The 20,107-nt window shown below is 50.2% G+C and carries 16 protein-coding genes, 1 tRNA gene and 1 rRNA gene; 3 read left to right on the plus strand and 15 right to left on the minus strand.

Annotated features, from left to right (window positions below; translation table 11 throughout):
• From VMX96_03620 to VMX96_03630, 3 genes are all read right to left on the minus strand, one after another.
• A partial coding sequence (locus VMX96_03620) for a hypothetical protein (protein HUU62993.1) occupies positions 1 to 231 on the minus strand: 231 nt, incomplete at its 3' end.
• Between the two features lie 124 nt (positions 232 to 355).
• Complete coding sequence (locus tag VMX96_03625; protein ID HUU62994.1) at positions 356 to 1,135, minus strand: ABC transporter permease; 780 nt, start codon at positions 1,133 to 1,135, stop codon at positions 356 to 358.
• A gap of 42 nt (positions 1,136 to 1,177) precedes the next feature.
• Positions 1,178 to 2,308: an ATP-binding cassette domain-containing protein gene (locus VMX96_03630; protein HUU62995.1), complete on the minus strand. Its 1,131-nt coding sequence runs from the start codon at positions 2,306 to 2,308 to the stop codon at positions 1,178 to 1,180.
• Positions 2,309 to 3,127: 819 nt separating this feature from the next.
• Here VMX96_03630 and VMX96_03635 point away from each other — a divergent pair.
• The gene (locus VMX96_03635; protein ID HUU62996.1) at positions 3,128 to 4,891 is read left to right on the plus strand and encodes a thiamine pyrophosphate-dependent enzyme; all 1,764 of its coding nucleotides are present in this window, start codon (positions 3,128 to 3,130) and stop codon (positions 4,889 to 4,891) included.
• Between the two features lie 376 nt (positions 4,892 to 5,267).
• Positions 5,268 to 5,789: a thiol peroxidase gene (gene tpx, locus VMX96_03640; GenBank protein HUU62997.1), complete on the plus strand. Its 522-nt coding sequence runs from the start codon at positions 5,268 to 5,270 to the stop codon at positions 5,787 to 5,789.
• Between the two features lie 35 nt (positions 5,790 to 5,824).
• Here tpx and VMX96_03645 read toward each other — a convergent pair whose 3' ends face one another.
• Positions 5,825 to 7,915, minus strand: a complete 2,091-nt coding sequence (locus VMX96_03645; protein ID HUU62998.1) for a thioredoxin domain-containing protein — start codon at positions 7,913 to 7,915, stop codon at positions 5,825 to 5,827.
• A 901-nt stretch (positions 7,916 to 8,816) separates the two neighbouring features.
• On the opposite strand from VMX96_03645, the gene VMX96_03650 reads away from it, so the two are divergent.
• A complete protein-coding gene (locus tag VMX96_03650) occupies positions 8,817 to 10,130 on the plus strand; it encodes an acetyl-CoA hydrolase/transferase C-terminal domain-containing protein (GenBank protein ID HUU62999.1) in 1,314 nt (437 codons plus the stop codon).
• A gap of 161 nt (positions 10,131 to 10,291) precedes the next feature.
• On the opposite strand, the gene VMX96_03655 is transcribed toward VMX96_03650, so the two are convergent.
• The 11 genes from VMX96_03655 to prfA form a co-directional block, all read right to left on the minus strand.
• Positions 10,292 to 10,810 (minus strand): isoprenylcysteine carboxylmethyltransferase family protein, encoded by a 519-nt coding sequence (locus tag VMX96_03655; GenBank protein ID HUU63000.1) that lies wholly within the window; start codon positions 10,808 to 10,810, stop codon positions 10,292 to 10,294.
• Positions 10,811 to 11,133: 323 nt separating this feature from the next.
• Positions 11,134 to 11,373, minus strand: coding sequence for an SHOCT domain-containing protein (locus VMX96_03660; GenBank protein HUU63001.1), 240 nt, complete (start codon positions 11,371 to 11,373; stop codon positions 11,134 to 11,136).
• Positions 11,374 to 11,492: 119 nt separating this feature from the next.
• On the minus strand, positions 11,493 to 11,648 hold the full coding sequence (locus VMX96_03665; GenBank protein HUU63002.1) for a YHS domain-containing protein: 156 nt from the start codon (positions 11,646 to 11,648) through the stop codon (positions 11,493 to 11,495).
• Positions 11,649 to 11,700: 52 nt separating this feature from the next.
• Positions 11,701 to 12,561 carry a vitamin B12 dependent-methionine synthase activation domain-containing protein gene (locus VMX96_03670; protein ID HUU63003.1) on the minus strand — a complete coding sequence of 287 codons (861 nt, stop codon included), beginning with the start codon at positions 12,559 to 12,561 and terminating at the stop codon, positions 11,701 to 11,703.
• 23 nt (positions 12,562 to 12,584) lie between these two features.
• Positions 12,585 to 12,764: a hypothetical protein gene (locus VMX96_03675; protein HUU63004.1), complete on the minus strand. Its 180-nt coding sequence runs from the start codon at positions 12,762 to 12,764 to the stop codon at positions 12,585 to 12,587.
• 334 nt (positions 12,765 to 13,098) lie between these two features.
• A tRNA-Met gene (locus VMX96_03680) sits at positions 13,099 to 13,173 on the minus strand.
• A gap of 41 nt (positions 13,174 to 13,214) precedes the next feature.
• Positions 13,215 to 16,184, minus strand: a 23S ribosomal RNA gene (locus VMX96_03685).
• Between the two features lie 145 nt (positions 16,185 to 16,329).
• Entirely contained in the window at positions 16,330 to 16,509 is a 180-nt protein-coding gene (locus tag VMX96_03690; protein ID HUU63005.1) for a hypothetical protein, read from the minus strand.
• A 79-nt stretch (positions 16,510 to 16,588) separates the two neighbouring features.
• On the minus strand, positions 16,589 to 17,926 hold the full coding sequence (locus VMX96_03695) for a glutamine synthetase family protein (GenBank protein HUU63006.1): 1,338 nt from the start codon (positions 17,924 to 17,926) through the stop codon (positions 16,589 to 16,591).
• Positions 17,927 to 17,953: 27 nt separating this feature from the next.
• On the minus strand, positions 17,954 to 18,910 hold the full coding sequence (gene prmC, locus VMX96_03700) for a peptide chain release factor N(5)-glutamine methyltransferase (protein HUU63007.1): 957 nt from the start codon (positions 18,908 to 18,910) through the stop codon (positions 17,954 to 17,956).
• The gene (gene prfA / locus VMX96_03705; GenBank protein ID HUU63008.1) at positions 18,907 to 19,971 is read right to left on the minus strand and encodes a peptide chain release factor 1; all 1,065 of its coding nucleotides are present in this window, start codon (positions 19,969 to 19,971) and stop codon (positions 18,907 to 18,909) included. Before prfA ends, prmC begins: the two co-directional genes overlap by 4 nt.
• Between the last annotated feature and the right edge of the window lie 136 nt (positions 19,972 to 20,107).

Here is a 20,107-nt window from a genome sequence, read left to right on the forward strand (position 1 = left end):
TCCTGAGGCTTCATGCCTCTTTTTTCTTTCACTATCACTATAACACCCTTCTGGGGCAACTGACTTCCGCCGTAATACCTGTTTCTGCTTGCCGAAATGTCGTATGCCCATGATCAATGGATAGGTATTTATGCCTGGTGATAATGATGTAAGCAGGTGGGTGGCCACCTTGATGTTAAGATAGCCTTGATCGGGCACAACGGCTGACGGCAAACCAGTGGCGACTGGCAAAACTTCAGGCTATGCGTGACAGACTATATTTGACAATGCGTGCAAATCACGCCAGAGTTCGCCATGCTTCGTAGAGGCTCTCATGGGACAGCCGTCAATATGAAACCCTCGGGCCTTTTCCCTTTTACTTAATCGCTCTCTGGAACGCAACGTAGGCCAATAACATACCAAAAGCCGCAAAAGCCACAACGACAATAAAACATAGCCATAAGGGCAGAAACTCGGCACCTGCCAGAGTAACGCTGCTGTCGAAAAATGTTTGTCGCATGCCGTCTACTACATAGCTGGTCGGATTCAAGCGGGCACAGATCTCCATCCACTTTGGCATAGATTCCAGAGGATAGAGTGCGTTGCTCATGAATAGAAGCGGCAAGGTTAGGAGAAAGATCACCATGTGATATGAACCAGGGTTGTCCGTCTTGGATGCAAATGCCAGCGCAATGCCAGCAAAGCCCAACCCATAGGCCATGACCAACACCAGTCCACCAAGCCAGCCCAAAGGATCGAGGTTTCCTTGAGCGCCAATCAGCACTCCAATCACTAGTATCACTATCGCCTGAAACAGTGTCTTGGTTACTATGCTCAGGGCATTACCCAACAGTATACTAAGTCGGGGAATAGGCGCTGCAAGATACTCCTTGACAATGCCCTGGATCCGCTCGGTCAACCACACCAGGCCGCCGCCGATAGCACCGCTCATAGCGGTGAGGGCAACAATGCCTGGCACCATGAACGTTATATAGATATCGCCTCCGCCTGCAATTGCCGGTCCAAGCAGGCCCTTCATACCAATACCAAACAGCACGACCCACAGGATGGGCTGGATCAGCATTCCAACAGCTTCTTCCGGGTGCACCCGCAGCTTCTGCATTTGCTTGCTCCAAAGGATCAAAGCTGCACTCATTTCGTATTCCCCCTTATCTTCGGCGCTATAGGCGGTTTGCGTCTATTTATCCCGCAACTGGCGGCCCGTGTACTTGAGGAAAACATCGCTCAGGCTGGGCTTAGCAACTGAGATGTCCTCGACAACAAAGCCGCTGCCGGTCGCCGCAGATATCACATCGGAAAGCCGTCTGTTACCAGAATCGACGCCAATCTGAATCAACCCATCGCCCGTCGTCACAGTCTCTACAAAGGATAAAGCCCGAACTTTCTCAACGAACTTGTCGCTATCTCCTTGCCCCACAATTCGGATAGAATCAGCGCCCATCTGGTCAATCAACTCACGAGGCGAACCTTCAACCACAATGCGCCCATGGTCAATGATTCCAACCCGATCGGCCAGTTGCTCGGCTTCGTCCATATAGTGCGTCGTCAGCAGCAACGTCGAGCCGCGCTGCGTCTTCAAATTGCGGATGTAGTCCCAAATACTGGCTCTATTTTGCGGGTCGAGACCCAGTGTTGGCTCATCAAGAAAGAGCACCTCCGGCTCCGTCATTAAGCCACGTGCAAGCTCCAGGCGGCGCTTCATGCCACCTGAGTAGGTATTGACCCGGCGGTCAGCCGCCTCTTTCAACTCAACCAGTGCCAGCAATTCGGCAATCTTGGCCTTGCGTCGTGCCCTTCTCAAGCCATATAGCCGTCCGTGATATTCCAGTACCTGTCGCCCTGTCAGCTCGATATCTAAAACCATCTCTTGAAATGTTACACCGATGCGTCGGCGGACGGCGCTTGCCTGGTGTACCACATTAAAGCCAGCTACACTTGCCGAACCAGCCGTCGGTTGGATAAGCGTCGTCAGCATGAGAATCGTCGTCGTCTTACCGGCCCCATTTGGACCCAGCAGAGCATACACGGTGCTGCGTCTAATGGCTAGGTCAACTCCATCTACCGCTAGGATATCGTCACCATAGCGTTTAACCAGTCCCCTGGCTTCAACGGCCATGTCTGCGATAGCTTGTTTGTGAACTTCTGCTGCCTGAGTAGTGTCGCCCTCTTGACCTCCAATTGCTACTTTCCCCTTGCACTCAGGATAACGAGTGCACACATGGAATGAACGGCCAACATTTGGGCCTCTTTTTGCTGTCCGTACAACTGTTTGAGAGCCACATTTTGGACATCTAATATCTTGGGACATCACCCAACTCCCTTCTCTCCAAATCCGTCTGGCTGGAGTGTTCGCTCTATTATGGTACTATCATATAGCATGGCACACAATAGACCAGACAGCTTGCCGTTTTAGCTTTCCCAGTTAAAAATGTTAGCCGATAATACGCATGGATGGTGAACAATTCACTAGAATGTGACCGAGTGAACAAATCGTCAAAGAGTGCAGGTTTTTACGTCCTCATGGATACCGATATAACCAAGCAACGCATACTTTAATCTATTGACCTCGCCTCATTAAGATCCCTGTTGCCTATTGGCACTAATGTGTAGGACTGTTATTACCTATCTGCCTATAACCTTCCACTTCATCATCATTAAGGCTGAGCATGTTCCATTCACTCTCGTCCATAATACTTACCTCGCTTCAGTTAGCCTCTTCTTAAAAGTACACTAATCTGCCACCCTGCCTTTGTCGAGAGCCCACTCTGTTTATCATTAATTGGCTATCTAGCAACAGCCAAGTTACTCAGGGATATGCCATTCTCTTTTCGAAGCGAGTGCAATATAGGTTCCTCTGTTCTGCTTAAATCATTTCCATGGTTGAGAACGGTGGATAGCCTCCACTAGAACTTAGATGAAACCAACTTAGGGCGTCGAAATGGAGGTTAGGGGGTTGCCATATATGTAAAACGCTGACTGCTTAACTTCTGATTATGGTGTCGATGTATTTGGTCTCTACTTGTGAGTAACTATTGACATCATCCTTCTTAGCATCTAGGATGTGCACACAAATGAACAGAGCACAATTTGCCTAGTTTGGTATTTAATATAAAGCTGAGGGATGACTATGAAGAAGTTCAGATGTACCGTTTGCAATTACATATATGATGAAGCGAAAGAGGGCAGGGAGTTTTCAATACTAACAGATGATTGGACTTGCCCGGTATGCAATGCTCTCAAGAATGCCTTTGTACCACTCTCAGAAGATCGCAAGGAAATACCTTCTAAACAGAAGACTGTATCTGATGTGCTAGTTGAACAAATGGCAGAGTGGGGTATAAATTACGTCTTCGGCGTACCTGGAACATCCTCATTAGGGTTGGTGGATGCTATCAGAAAAAATGCGAGACTGAAATACTACCAAGTACGACATGAGCAAACAGCCGCCTTTATGGCATCGGCTTATGGAAAGCTCACTGGACATATAGCTGCCTGTCTGACTGTGGCAGGGCCTGGCGCGGTTAACCTCGCTACTGGTCTGTATGATGCTAAGTTAGATCATGCTCCGGTATTGGCTATAACCGGATTAGTAAAGAGGCAGTTGATTGGGCCTGGATCATTTCAGGAAATAGACCAACATTCCTTTTTTGAACCTATATGTGTATTCAATAAAGTCCTTATGTCGGAAGATCAGACAACGAGCTTGGTAACTCTAGCAATCAAGCATGCTTTGGTTGATAGAGGTGTTTCACACATTAGTGTACCCAATGATCTTCAGAAGCTTCCATATAATGGGAACGTTTTGCCCATGCAAGGTAGAATCCCTAATAGAAATATCTTGCAGTGCGATCTGCTTATTAAGGAAGCGGCTTTGGTCATCAATAATACGAAAAGGCCTGTAATAATAGCTGGGTTTGGTGCTATAGACCAGGGGAACAAATTACTGCAACTTGCAAAAAAAATTTCCTCTCCCATTGTGACTACATTTCGGGGTAAGGGAGTTATTGATGAAGAAAATGAACTGTATGTAGGAAGCCATGGGACAATTGGATCGACTGCTGCTGCTAGGCTAGTGCGAGAGAGCGACTTATTGATAGTGATTGGATCGTCATTCTCCGATATGACCCAAATACCACAAAAGAGAATAATACAGATAGATATAGATCCAATGATGATAGCTAAGAATTACCCTGTAGAGGTTGGATTATGGGGCAACAGTGCTGAACTCATACCGAAACTCACTGAAGCTGTTAAGAAAAAACCAAATACCGAGTACCTGGCTGAAATAACCAGACTAAAGGGGGAATGGGTTTCTCAACTGATTCGAGAAGCTGATGCATCAAGAACCCCAATAAGACCGCAATACATAATCAAAGTACTGAATGATAGAATAGGCAGTGACGCTGTGATTTCCTTAGACGTAGGAGAGAACGGCTGGTGGTTTGGCAGGAATTTCTGGATGAAACAAACTCAGAAAATGGTCATGTCAGGTTATTTAGCTTCAATGGGTGCTGGGTTGCCCGGAGCTATGGCAGCACAGATTGCATATCCAGATAAACAAGTTGTATGTATTACAGGTGATGGAGGGTTCTCAATGGTAATGGGTGACTTCCTTACTGCTGTGAAATATGCGTTGCCTGTTAAGGTTATACTCTTTAACAACAAGCAACTCGGCATGATTATGCAGGAGCAGAAGGTTGAGAATTATCCTAATTGGCAGACAGACCTATACAATTGCGATTTTGCGGAATATGCGCGCAACTGTGGCGGACTCGGGATTAAGGTGGTGGATCCTAAGGAGCTCGATAGTTCTATTGAAAATGCACTATCATCCGACATGCCAGTTATTGTAGACATAGATACCGATCCGAGGAGATTCATTAGAAGCTGATTTTATTTATAGCGACCATACATTCTATTTAAACAAATATGGACACAATTTTACTGGTTCATGCTATTAGATATGCAGGCTAATATAACCTCACACGTTAATTATGGTTAACACATTACATGCTCAGTATTCTTTCTATGTGCTATTCCGCTATTACTTAGTATAGTGATAATAAACTACCGTCTTAATGTATTGGAGGGGATAGGAGAACAATGGATGATACATTGAAGCACAAGTCTATCACAGAAGAGGGACTCTCACAGTGTGATGGGCAAGATAGCCACCCATCCTACGTAGCATACAATGGTAAGGGCCTCACATAAGCGAGGAGGTTGGTACTGGCTATATCTATCGTAATATCAGTAAGGATAGGTGCATGAAAGAAAGAAAAGCAGTCGTAACTTTCCATGGCAATCCACTAACGTTGCTGGGGCCAGAGATCGAAGTGGGGCAGAAGGCGCCTCATTTCAGACTATTGTCAACAGATATGAAGGAGGTAGAGCTATCGCAAAGCGGAGGCAAGATCAGGCTTCTCAGCGTCGTACCGTCCCTGGATACGCCGGTCTGCGACCTGCAGACGCAGAGATTTGAAAGCGAGGCGAGCAACTTCAGGGATGTGGTCATATATACGATAAGCATGGACTTGCCTTTTGCCCAAGCCCGCTACTGTGGTGCACACGGTATTAGCAACCTGCAGACTCTTTCTGATCACCGTGAAGCGTCTTTTGGCGCTGCCTACGGGGTTTTAATCAAGGAACTGCGCCTACTTGGCCGCGCAGTTTTCATTATCGACCGCAATGACACTATACGATACGTTGAGTACGTGAAAGAGGTTACACAGCATCCTGACTATGATAAGGCGGTTGAGGCTCTAAGAGAAGCAGTCGCCGCAAATTAGTGATAAACTCGGCTCACAGCACTTTAAACTAGCCCTTAGTTCGAATTGAAAAACCCCAGCATTGTATTGACATCTGTTGTCGGCAGTTGGCAAGAGTAGTTTATACACACATAGGCAGTGGCCTTACCATCAATACTTACGAGGTCTTTAGCAAACGGGGCAATATGGTCGATCTCAGGAGATTCCTGATCCACCGGACGAAGAATTACCACCTTATTCGGTATATATCTCGCTTGAATCGCTTCTAACATCTCTTTCATATCCTCTGCTTTAGAGTCGCCAGCGAGGACGATTTCGTAAGTTAGTCCTAAAGCAAAGTCCAAGGCAACCATAAGTTGGGTATAAGATGATGGTGATTGTCCGACATTATTGGCAAAAGCACGGCCTATTCTGGCCGCTTTGTAATCAAGATCAGGATTGGCAGTTATCCGCCCCAGGCGAAGCAGGTTCAACATTGCGACCGAATTCCCCGACGGTATTGCACCATCATAAATCTCCTTCTGGCGAATTAGGAGATTCTCACTATCATCCGCTGTAAAATAAAATCCTCCGTTATCTTTGTCCCAGAAGTGCTCTATTAAATCTTGGTTCAGTGATAATGCCCATTCTAGGTAACTCTCCTTAAAAGTCGTCTCGTATAGTTCAAGCATTGCATAGATTAAGAAAGCGTAATCATCCAAATAAGCTGGTACTGATGCCTGACCATCTCGATGGCGGTGAAGAAGTCTCCCATCGGCAGTAATCATATTATTCAGGATGAACTGCGTTGCTTTTTCAGCAGCGCTTGTATACCTGGATTCACCAAACACTCGTGCCCCTTTGGCTAATGCAGCGACCATAAGACCATTCCAATCGGTTAAAATCTTATCGTCCTTATAAGGGTGAATGCGCTTCTCACGGTAGGCGAATAGTCTCTGTCGTACTACCTCCATATGCCTTTGCAGCTCTGGTATGGACATCTTCATATCGGAGGCGATTTCTTCAAAGGATGCGGTAAGGTGCAGAATGTTGTTGCCGGTTTTCCTCCCAGTAAACTCCATAAAATTGCCATCATCCTGGATATTGAACACCTTAAAGGCCAAATCTGCTTCTTCCGCTGATAATATATGGTCGATTTCCCCTCGTCTCCATACATAGAATTTCCCCTCTTCACCCTCACTATCGGCATCCTCGGCAGAGTAAAAGCCACCCCCTGGAGCCGCCATATCACGCAAGACATAGGTAAAGATTTCACGGGCTGTCTGAGAATATTCGACTTTTCCCGTTGCCTGATAAGTCTCCGTGTATGCCATTGCTAACATAGACTGGTCATAGAGCATCTTTTCAAAGTGAGGCACAAGCCACTGGGAGTCTGTTGAATAGCGATGAAAGCCAAATCCAATATGGTCATACATTCCACCAAGTCGTACTGCTTGAAGGGTTTTTTCAACCATATACAAAGCTTTCTGATTATCAGTACGGGCCCAGTGACGAAGTAAAAAAAGCAAGTTGTGCGGAGTCGCAAATTTCGGTGCGCCGCCAAAACCACCATACTGTTCATCGAAGCGCTCTGCAAGCTGCTCATAAGCACGATGGAGTATAGGTTCACCTAATTCCTTGCCCGGCATAGTCATAGATGTTTGTTGTAAAGCTGAAGTGATTTGACTGGCTGAATTAAGAATCTCGGCATGTCGAGTTAACCATAGTTCCTTAATACGTGGTATAAGGTCCAGCATTCCAATTTGTCCAAACTTCGCTTCCCTGGGAATGTAGGTGGCTGCAAAAAACGGCTCCTTATCAGGTGTCATAATGATGGTAAGAGGCCAGCCCCCACTGCCTGTCATTATCTGACAAACTTGCATATATACTGAATCTATGTCAGGTCGCTCCTCACGGTCTACCTTTATAGAAATAAATGTATCATTCATTAAACTGCCTATTTCCGGGTCCTCAAATGACTCATGCCCCATTACATGGCACCAGTGGCAAGTCGAATACCCTATAGATAAAAATATTGGCTTGTTTTCCTCTTGAGCTTTGGTAAATGCCTCGTCTCCCCAGGAATACCAATCAACAGGATTTGATGCATGCTGCAGCAGATAGGGGCTTTTCTCAAGAACTAATCTATTTTGATATTTATTACTCATTCTTTTATGCCGTTACTAGTCTTAGGTATTACTTCTCTTGTTTCAATTATTTATCTTACCAATCTGTGGTACTCCTTGTATGCAACCTTTGTCTCATTTGGGAGACCAGAGGTCCCTCGGAATACTGTGCAATGCGTGCATTACTCTGACAAGGTAATCTTAGCACGGTGCAATGAACTGGAAGTGATTCATACATGTTACCAAGATAAATGAGAGGGCAGCACGAGTCAAGTGCAAGAAGCATTAAAAAAGCCAGGAGACACGTTATCAAAGAGATTTTCGATATGTTAGCCTATGAGGAAGAAGTTCACATTAGCGTTCTGGAGAAGTCTGAAAAGGACTTGAAGATCCTGTGTGCCGACGACAAGAAGCTGTAGACAGAGTATTCAAGTTGTTGACCTGACCTGGCGGAGGTGACACAATATCTCTGAGGAAAAAATGAGCACTCAAATGCTGATCTACTCAGATTTCGTCTGACCCTTCTGCTATAGAGCCGGGAGGAGCAGCCTGGTCAGGCCGGAAAAGGAATTTGACATCGAGGTGAAGGATGGGGTGGTCTCGGTTAGGCTAACCTGTGCCTGCGGCGGTTGCCCCCGTGGCGACCATGACCCTGCGGAACGGGATCGACCGCAATGCGTGACAGACCATATTTGACAATGCGTGCAAATCATGATAGAGTTCGCCATACTTCGTAGAGGCTCTTATGGGACAGCCGACACTATGAAACCCCCGGGGCTCTGGCCGGGGTTTCATAATAATGGTTCGCACAATATCGACTATGTGGTAGCACGGCCATGTATTTATGTCAACATATAATGCTACAACGGTTGATTTGTTACCACTGATATGAATCATGCCGGCCATCGCATGGCATCTTACTTATGCGGAAAGGAGTCCAAGAATGTCCTGGAGAGAGGAATACAAATCGAAGTTATGCAGTAATGAGGATGTAGCGAAGATCGTTCAATCGCACGACCGGTTATTCACCCCCCTTGGCCTCGGTGAGCCTACAACGGCTATAATGGACGCAATCGCGGACCGCAAAGATGAGCTCGAGGACATCCAGTATATATCGGCGCTCAGTTTTCATCCTTACAAGATTTTCACACCCGAGTACAGAAAAACCTTCAGGCTGATGTGCGGCTTTTATTCACAGCTTACCATGGGTCAGCATGCAGATGGCAGTTCAACATTCATTCCGGTTCAAAGCTCCAGTGTAGCTCTTGTTGCAGAGAAGCGGCAAGAAATCGATCCGCGCAGGCAGGTTATGATCACCCAGGTCAGCCCTCCGGACGACCACGGGTATGTATCACTCGGCCTCGACCTGTTCTACACGCCGGACATGTTTGGCAAGGTCGACCGGTTTATCGGCGAGGTCAACCCGAAGATGCCGAGGACCTACGGCGACACGCACCACCACATCAGCCAATTCGACAGGTTCGTTGAGATAGACGAACCCCTGTTTGCGCCTCCGCTGCCCGAGCCGTCAGAGACGGATAAGAGGATTGCGGAGAACGTGGTACGCCTGCTCAGGGACAGGGATTGCCTTCAGGTAGGAATAGGCGCAGTTCCCGGGCAGATATCCAAGCTTATTGCGGGCAGCGATCTCAAGGACCTGGGCATTCACACCGAGATGGCTCCCATGGGCACCCGCCAGCTTGTGGAGAAGGGCATCGTCACCGGTAAATATAAGAAGACCCATCCGAATAAGATAGTCATGGCCTTTGCCTTTGGCGACCAGGAGCTTTACGACTTTCTGGGCAACAACCCCCTGGTCGAGTTCTATTCCGCTTCATATTGCAACTCGATTCCCATGCTGGTCAAGGAGAAGAACCTGGTGGCTATAAACGGCGCTGTCGAGGTCGACCTTGTGGGAACCATCTGCTCGGAGTCTTACGGCGATGCGATGCGCTCCGGCACGGGCGGACAGCTCGACTTTGTAATTGGCGCTTACTGGTCCGAAGGAGGAAGGGCGATCAACACCCTGCACAGCACCGCCAAGGGCGGGACAGTATCACGCATCGTGCCTTACCCGACGAAGGGGTCCAGGGTGACCGTGCCCAGGCACTACGCGCAGTATATAATCACCGAGTGGGGAACCGCTGACCTTGGGGGCCTGGATGAAAGAGAGCGCGCCCTGGCTCTTATCGAGATAGCGCATCCCAAGTTTAGAGATGAGCTTCTAGAGGCAGCCAAAAAGAGACTCATGTTTTAACAGGATTAACTTTGTAGCTGGCATTTGAACTGGTATGATGAAATAACCCGCAAGGGGCAGGCAAAAAAAGGGCACGGCTTTTCAGCCGCGCCCTCTCTAAATCTTGGTAGCGGGAGTTGGATTCGAACCAACGACCTACTGTTTAGGAGGGTTGGGATTTGTCATGGTGTCCCCCTTCTTCTCATTCGAGGAATCAACATTGGAACCTCTTTCTTATAATCTTCATAGTCCTTGCCAAATTTACCCAACAACAGTTTTTCCTCATGTTTTGAGTTAAAATAGTAGAAGGTAATGATAAGAACCCAAATACCTATTGCAATGATCGAAAAAGTTATTACCAATAGACCTAAGTAAAACAATATGGCCCCTAGATATATAGGATGGCGAACAATGCCGAAAACTCCCTTTCTAATAACACTTGGCTGTTCTCTGATTTCGCCAAACACAATACTCAGGCCAGTCCTTGCCAAATATCCTGCGCTGAACAGAATAATTACTGATAACGGCACTTTTACATACAGCGGAACATAATTTGAAATGAAGGTTGAATAGCTGAATATAAAGGAATCAAGTATCCATGCAGTTAAGAACGTGAATAAAAGCAAGAGCTGTCCTATATCACTTAACGCATGTTCACCTGCTAAATCCTTTCTTTTATCATGTCCCGTTCTATCAGACATTTCCCCCTCATAACGCATTCTCCCCTTTTTTATCTACCTCACTCCTCGCTCTACCTCATTTACTGATAGGGTACATGGGGAGCCTCGATTTGCACTAGAATACACCTGGGTCAGAGATTGTTCAATAGCAAGAAGTAATGTTCTGATGAATTATTAAATACTATTGCAGGCAGATAAAAGGATTTCATATTAAGGCGCTATAATAACTGCACCCGCAGGGGGTCCGACCCCACCTCGGGGCGGGTAAAAAGAGGGGGGACAGTTTCAAGACCGCGCCCCCTCACTCTCTTGGCAGCGGGAGTTAGCTCCGAACCAATTTGGGACTAGGATAGGTCCTTCTTGATCTGCTCAAACTCTTCCTGCGAGATCTCGCCTTTGGCGTAGCGCTCCTTAGCTATGTCCAGCGGGGTGCGCTTTTCCGCAGGGCCTGTACTGGAGCCCCTGCCTCCTCTAAGCCTACTTATCCCCCAGACCACTAGAGCGATGACAGCGCCCCAGAATAACAGCATAAATATGCCACCAAACGCCATCCACCATCCCATGCCGTCATGCAAATAACACATTGCTATCCTCCTTGCACCTCTAATTACCCGTATATACTTTTATACTTTAACCCGGCGTGTTAATCAAGGAACACCTTTGTGCACACAGACCTAATCACCTCATCGCGTCAGTATTGGACCTATTTCTCTTCCTCGCTGAGGTACTTCTCAGGAGCTTGCTCAAAAGCCTTCTTGCAGCCAGGCGCACAAAAATAGTAGGTCTTCCCTTTGTATTCAGAAGTTCCCGCAGCGACTTTCTCATCCACTTCCATATTGCAAACAGGATCCTTAGCCATTGCCCTTGCCTCCTTTAAATAATTACCAGCCTATTATTTATACTATATTCTATCACCAGTCCATCATACCCCCGTCCATGTGATCCCACATTCCACCCCGAGGATTGGTAGGTGCTTGGCTTCCATCCTCATGTGTGTGATAGCCTTCCTCGTGGCATGGCATGTAGCCAAAGCCTTCGCTGTGTATATCCTCGGCTGCTTCAGCCATTGCACCCCCGTCACCAACCTCACAGGCTTCGTGCATATCTTCCCAGAGCTCTTTATTAAAAGGAGCTCTTCGGATGGGGCAATTGGCACGATGGCACAGTTGGCAGCTCTGAAAGGAAGTCTCCGAAGAAAAAAGGATACCTGTAACTGACATGTCCGGTACCATTACAAGTGAATCCGTCAACCTTACACCAATAAGCCTTTCAACATCACTAAAAATGGAAAATAATTCCTTCAGTTGTTCGATGGGCCATACACTAGCATCACCGGAACCCGGGTTCATGGTGGATAAATCAGATACTTTATAACGCTCTTTTATTTGCTCTATCAAATACTGAATACTGGTTTGCAGGAGGTTCAGTTTGATGTAATACAGCCAGACTTTCTTCTCTAAATCGTCATTTTCTATCACAATTTCATCAATTTCGGTACCACATGTCGCAATATATGGAAATACACGGTTAACCGAATCAAGGTTTGTCCTTAAAGCGAGGCTGGTAAATGTAACATCCTCTATTGTGATGGAATCAGTATCTTTATTGTCTATGAAGGAAACTTTATATAGGGCTTTCGGTTTTCCAATCTCTTGTACTACACTAACGAGCTCTTCCAACTCTCTACTGAGACTAGTACCTAAGTTAATATGAAGCGTTTCAGACAGCTGGTCGGAATTCAGATTAAACGGAATGTCAGTTATCGAGATCATATGCACTCCAAAATGTGCTGTGTCTATCCCCATCTATCCGCAAGGATCTTCCCAAGACGCTTGTATCCGGCCGACGGAACCCATTTCTTCATCCAGTCTTCAACAGCCGTGAGACCATCCGGATGTTGTTCCCTTATAGCCTCTATTTCAAGTGATGCATCGTTGGCTGCGTCGTCCATCGCTTTTGGATCGAAGTCTGGCATGTCTCCCCTCCTGTTTTCTGGATCTGTGGCGGTTAACTTACTCCCGATCATTGTACCACTTTTAAATTAGGGCTTTCTGGCGTTGGAGTGCTCCCCAATTCAAGTTTATAAAACGTTAGGGCACAGAAAAGTGTTGCACTTCACAGATTACCCTTGACACCTACAGCCATGTAGCCCCCGGACTCCAGGAAGCTGCGGCTAACCGCTTTGACGAACTGGTAAACCCTGGTCATGAAAAAGAAGCTCTTGAAATATTTGATTAGCTTTTTATTAGCTAAATTAAGAAAGACCCCTGTGCCACGTGGCTTTGCAGGGGTCTTTCACGTATAATTCTTGGTAGCGGGAGTTGGATTCGAACCAACGACCTCCGGGTTATGAGCCCGACGAGCTGCCACTGCTCTATCCCGCGTCACAAACGCTTAAAACGTTAGCTATGCCCAACTATTAGTGTAGGTCAAGCCCTCGGCCGTTAGTACCGCTCAGCTGAAGCGCTCACACGCCTTACACCTGCGGCCTATCAAACAGCTAGTCTCGCTGCGGCCTTACCCCCCGACGAATCGGGGATGGCAGATCTTATCTTGGGGTGGGCTTCGCACTTATATGCTTTCAGCGCTTATCCTGACCAGACTTGGCTACCCAGCGGTGCCGATGGCACGACAACTGGCACACTAGAGGTCTGTCCCTCTCGGCCCTCTCGTACTGGAGAGAGCTCCCCTCAAATCTGCTACGCCCACGACGGATAGAGACCGAACTGTCTCACGACGTTCTGAACCCAGCTCGCGTGCCGCTTTAATGGGCGAACAGCCCAACCCTTGGGACCTGCTCCAGTCCCAGGATGCGACGAGCCGACATCGAGGTGCCAAACTCTGCCGTCGATGTGAACTCTTGGGCAGAATTAGCCTGTTATCCCCGGGGTAGCTTTTATCCGATAAGCCACGGCCCTTCCACTCGGCACCGTGGGATCACTTTGCCCGACTTTCGTCCCTGCTCGACTTGTAGGTCTTACAGTCAAGCCCCCTTCTGCCAATACACTCTACAGGTGATTTCCATCCACCCTGAGGGGACCTTTGGGCGCCTCCGTTACTCTTTGGGAGGCAACCGCCCCAGTCAAACTACCCACCAGACACTTTCCCCCTGCTTGCTCAGGGGTTAGGACCAACATCAAGGAAGGGTGGTATTTCACCATTGGCTCCACCGGGGCTGACGCCCCAGCTTCCCCGCCTCCCACCTATCCTACACATCCGAAACCTCAACCCAATGCCAAGCTGTAGTAAAGCTCCACGGGGTCTTTTTGTCCTGTCGCGGGTAACCCGCATCTTCACGGGTATTGCAATTTCGCCGAGTCCCTCGTTGAGACAGCGCCCAAGTCGTTACACCATTCGTGCGGGTCGGAACTTACCCGACAAGGGATTTCGCTACCTTAGGACCGTTATAGTTACGGCCGCCGTTCACTGGGGCTTCGGTTCAAGGCTTCGCAATGGCAAGCCATCACTAACCCCTCTCCTTAACCTTCCAGCACTGGGCAGGTGTCAGCCCCTATACCTCCTCTTACGAGTTTGCAGAGACCTGTGTTTTTGTTAAACAGTCGCTTGGGCCATTTCACTGCGCCCCGATATAATCGGGGACCCCTTCTCCCTAAGTTACGGGGTAATTTTGCCGAGTTCCTTAACGAGGGTTCTCTCGATCACCTTAGGATACTTATCCTCACCTACCAGTGTCGGTTTTCGGTACGGGCGCTCACTCCAAGCAATGGGGCTTTTCTTGACAGCTTAGGATCAGTGGAGTCGTCTCAGGTCTCCCCTCAACTCCCCCCGCTCCTCACCCCGATAAATCGGGGCTACGATTGGGGACGCACCATGTCCAATAGGCACGCCCCACCTACCTTCCTGTGTCCCCCCACGCCCGTATGGAGTGGGCGGTGCTGGAATAATAACCAGCTGTCCATCGCCTACGCCTCTCGGCCTCGGCTTAGGCCCGACTAACCCTACGCGGATTGACCTTCCGTAGGAAACCTTGGGTTTTCGGTGGGCGTGGTTCTCACACGCCTTACGCTACTCATGCCGGCATTCTCTCTTCCGTCCACTCCAGCAAGCCTCACGACTCACCTTCACTGTAAACGGAATGCTCCCCTACCCCCCCCCGATAAATCGGGAGAGCCATAGCTTCGGTGGTAGACTTAAGCCCCGTTGGATTGTCGGCGCGGCACCACTCGACCAGTGAGCTATTACGCACTCTTTAAATGATGGCTGCTTCTAAGCCAACATCCTGATTGTCTGGGCAACACCACTTCCTTGCCCACTTAGTCTACACTTGGGGACCTTAGCTGATGGTCTGGGCTGTTTCCCTCTCGCCTGCGGAGCTTATCCCCCACAGACTCACTCCCAGAGTCTCAAGCCATGGCATTCGCGGTTTGGTTGAGTTTGGTAAGCTTTTCGCCCCCTAGCTCATCCAGTGCCCTACCTCCACGGCTCATCTCTGAGGCTGCACCTAAATGCATTTCGGGGAGAACCAGCTATATCCGGGTTCGATTGGCATTTTACCCCTAACCACAGTTCATCCCCCAGTTTTGCATCACTGGTGGGTTCGAGCCTCCACTCAAGGTTTACCTGAGCTTCACTCTGACCATGGCTAGCTCACCCGGTTTCGGGTCTAATCGATGCAACTATCCACCGATAAAATCGGCGGATCACGCCCTGTTCAGACTCGCTTTCGCTCTGGCTCCGTCGTGCAAACGACTTAACCTCGCTACACCGATTAACTCGCCGGCTCATTCTTCGATAGGCACGCCATCACCCCGATAAATCGGAGCTCTGACTGCTTGTAGGCACACGGTTTCAGGTTCTATTTCACTCCCCTCCCGGGGTTCTTTTCACCTTTCCCTCACGGTACTAGTTCACTATCGGTCGTCAAGGGTATTTAGCCTTGGGATGTGGTCACCCCAGCTTCCCACAGGATTACACGTGTCCCGTGGTACTCAAGAACATGGTAGGAGCCTCCCCCTTTCGCCTACGGGACTCTCACCCTCTATGGTTGGCCTTCCCAGGCTCCTTCAACTAGGGATCGGTTTGTAACTCCTCGCCCCCACTCGGGTCGGGGCCACCATGCCTTACAACCCCGTAGCTACATAGGCCCCGAGGCCACTAAGCAGCTACGGTTTAGGCTGCTCCCCTTTCGTTCGCCACTACTAAGGGAATAATCTCTTTTCCTCGGGGTACTTAGATGTTTCAGTTCCCCCGGTTCCCCCTTCCTGGCCTATGTGTTCAGCCAGGAGTACCCCGATTTTATCGGGGTAGGTTGCCCAATTCGGGAATCCCCGGCTAAGCTTGTTAGACAGCTAACCGAGGCTTTTCGCAGTCTTACCGCGCCCTTCTTCGGCCCTTGACGCCAAGGCATCCACCATGCGCCCTTAATCGCTTGACCTACACTAACAGGTGGGCATATAACTCTATTCAGTTTTTAAGGTGCTATACACATTAAGAGGCGGCTTGATGCAAGCCGCCTCTCAGTTTACATCAGGCTCTAATCTAAGTCAACTATTCAGTTTTCTCTCGCTTCCGTATCACTTCTAATATGCTATCACATTTAATCTCACTATGTCAATACCTGCGATATCAAGTTGACAACCGCCGACAACCCTTTCTACGTAACGCGACCCAGCGGGACCACCGGCGAGCCTCCACAGGTTAGCACCATCGGCTCCCATCACGGGCACCGCAAAATACCATCCTCTGCTGCGCTGGTCCACGACACGCCTCCGACGCTAGAGACAGGGTAACGAGTTGCGGTATCTCCCGACCTTTCACCACTGCTCCTTCCGCTTTCTTTCACAGGATGGGCAGATAGCGCCTCATCTCGTAGTCGGTTACCTGGGTGCGGTATTGGTCCCACTCGATCTTCTTGTTCTTAATGAAGGTATCGAAAACATGGTCACCGAGGGCTTTTCGCACCAGATGGCTCCCCTCTGTGACCTTAATGGCCTCGAACAGGTTCCCCGGCAGCGTATCGATCCCCCTGCGCTCCCGCTCCTCCTCAGCCATCTCAAACACGTTCTCCTCCACTGGCGGGGGTAGCTCGTAACCCTTCTCAACCCCCTCGAGCCCGGCGGCCAGCATTACGGCGAAGGCGAGGTAGGGGTTGCAGGCGGGGTCCGGCGAGCGGAACTCTACCCGGGTAGCATTCTCCTTCCCCGGCTGGTACTCGGGGATGCGGATGAGGTCAGAGCGGTTTCTGCGGGCCCAGGAGATATAGACCGGCGCTTCATAGCCCGGGATCAATCTCTTATAGGAATTGACCCACTGGCTGGTGATGGCGGTTATCTCCGCGGCATGTTTCAGTAGCCCCGCCACATAGCATTTCCCTATTTTGGATAGGTGATATGCATCATCCTTATCGAAGAAGGCGTTGCGCTCGCCCTTAAATAGCGATTGGTGCACATGCATGCCATTGCCATTCACCCCAGCGATAGGCTTGGGCATAAAGGTGGCATAAACACCGTACTTCTGGGCTACCTGCTTCACCACCAGGCGATAGGTCATCACGCCATCGGCCATATTAAGGGCCTCGGCATACCTCAGGTCGATCTCGTGCTGACTCGGGGCCACTTCGTGGTGAGCAAACTCCACCTTGAGGCCCATCTCTTCAATGGCGAGTACAGTCTCGCGACGCATGTCGGTGACTACGTCCGATGGGGTTAAGTCGAAGTACCCGCCCTGATCCAGGGGTTTAGCTCCCTCGGCATCCTGGAAGTAAAAAAACTCCAGCTCTGGCCCCACATAGAAGGTGTAACCGAGGTCGGACGCCCGTTTCAGGTTCCGCTTCAACACATAGCGGGGGTCGCCTTGGAAGGGCTCGCCACCGGGCTTGAGGATGTCGCAAAACATCCTGGCTACCGCATGCTGCTTGGGCCTCCAGGGAAGCATGCAAAAGGTTAGGGGATCGGGCATTGCCACCATATCGCTTTCATCGATCCGGGCAAAACCCTCGATTGAGGAGCCATCGAAACCTATCCCATCCTCCAGCGCCCTCTCCAGCTCCTCTACCGTGATGGAAACGCTCTTTAAAAAGCCCAGGATGTCGGCGAACCACAGCCTGATGAATTTTACATCCTGCTCCTTGGCTATCTTAAGAACCTGCTCTCTGGCCGCTTCAACCCCGCTTGCCATGTTAAACCTTCCTTCCACGTCGATAGCTTATATCTGTACTCGATGCCCTGTCAACACTACCTTCAATACCCGAGCTGCGCCACCGAGGTCGGCGAGGAGCTCTATCCAAGCCTCGGGGAAGAGGCCCTTTACCCATGAGGTCAGCGCCGGCCCCTGAGGGGGCGCGATCTCGAGAAGGATTACGCCCCCGGGGCGAAGCTTCTGGGGCGCATCAGCCAGCAGCTGACGCACCTTATCCAGCCCATCTCGACCCCCGGCGAGGGCCACTCTAGGCTCGTATATCCTTATCTCTGCGCCGAGCTCCCCCAGTTCCTCGTCCCTAACATAGGGCAGGTTGGCGATGATGATATCCACCGGCTCAGGAAGGGGATCCAGCAGGTCACCCTCCAGGAGATGGACCTGAACCCTATGCCGCTCGCAATTGATCGCCGCAATCTCCAATGCGCGCGGTGAGATGTCGGTGGCATAGACTGTCGCCCACGGCAGGCGCAGTGCCAGGGAGATGGCGATGGCCCCACAGCCAGTTCCGATATCCGCGATCTTCTGGAATTTTTCCAGCGTCGCCAGTTTATGCCCGGCTGGCAGTTCTTCCCCTGACGTTTCAACCCCTTCAAACCCCTGGGAGCAGTGTAGACTATCCGGGCGATGGCGCTCCACCAAATCGAGTGCCTCCTCCACCAGGAGCTCACTCTCCGCCCTGGGGATTAGCACCCCGGGGGCTACGTGGAAGTCCTGGCCGAAAAACTCCCGGTGACCGGTAATATAGGACATAGGCTCACGAGAGAGGCGACGATCTATCAGCCGGTCAAGGGCATGCTCATCATCGGGTAGGAGTTCATCCTCAAGTCGGACATAGAGGTGAGCGCGGTCGACGCCTAAAAGGTGCATGAGAAGCAGCTCTGCTTCCAATAGGGCATCATCGATAGCGTGAGCGGCCAGGGTTTGCGAAGCCTGGTGGCGGGCCTTCTTTATGGTTGTGGTCACGCCTCCTCCAGCCGATTCGCCCGATCGTGCGAAGCCAGATGGTCGATGAGGGAGTCGATCTCCCCACCAAGGATGCTTTCCAGGTTGTGAAGGTTGAGCCCGATGCGGTGGTCGGTTACTCTTCCCTGGGGGAAATTGTAGGTACGAATCTTCTCGGAGCGATCCCCGGTACCAACCTGAGAGCGTCGCTCTCTGGCGATCTCCTCAAAATGTCTTCTTTGCTCCTGGTCGAAGACGCGAGCCCGCAGCACCGCCATTGCCCTCGTCTTGTTCCTGGACTGGGAGCGCTCATCCTGACAGATGGCCATAATCCCGGTAGGTAGATGGGTGATGCGCACCGCAGTGGCTACCTTGTTCACGTTCTGCCCCCCATGACCCCCGCTGCAGAAGATGTCCACCCTGAGGTCATCGGGTTTGATATTCACCTCCACGTCCTCAGCCTCGGGCATGACGGCGACGGTAGCGGTGGAGGTATGAATGCGACCGCTTGACTCGGTGACCGGCACCCGCTGCACCCGGTGCACACCTCGCTCGTACTTGAGCCTGCTATAGGCGCCCTTCCCCTTGACCTCGAATATGACCTCCTTAAACCCACCAACGCCGCTCTGGCTACTGTCGATCACATCCACCTGCCAACCCCTGGTTTCAGCGTATCGGGTGTACATCCGGAGCAAATCTGCGGCAAAGAGGGCGGCCTCCTCACCACCGGCACCAGCGCGAACCTCCACAATGACATCCTTCTCAGCATAGGCATCCTTGGGGGTAAGGGCTTCCTCCAGTTCCCCGGTCAGGCTCTCAAGGCGCGCTTCGAGGCTTGCCAGCTCTTCCCGCACCAGTGCCGCCATCTCATCGTCCATGCCCTTTTCCAGCATGGCGCGTGTCTCTTCAAGATCCCGAGACGTCTTCTTATAATCCCTATATTTGGCCACCAGGTCGCCAATCCCTGCCTGCTCCTTAGCCAGACCATGCAGGCGCTCCATATCGGCGATAACTCCGGGCTGGGCCATGAGCCGGTTCAGCTCCTCATAACGATTTTCCAGGGTTTCCAGTCTCTCCTGCATTTCTCGCCCTCTTCACCTCAATTGCCTGACATAATCGCAATAAAAAATCCTGTCCTATCGCCTCTTGTAGCAGCTCGAGCAGAGAACCCTCCCCGCTCATGGGAGCATATTGACCATAGCGTTCCTTCCCTGCGAT

Source organism: Dehalococcoidia bacterium (genome assembly GCA_035528575.1).
Lineage (GTDB): Bacteria > Chloroflexota > Dehalococcoidia > E44-bin15 > E44-bin15 > DATKYK01.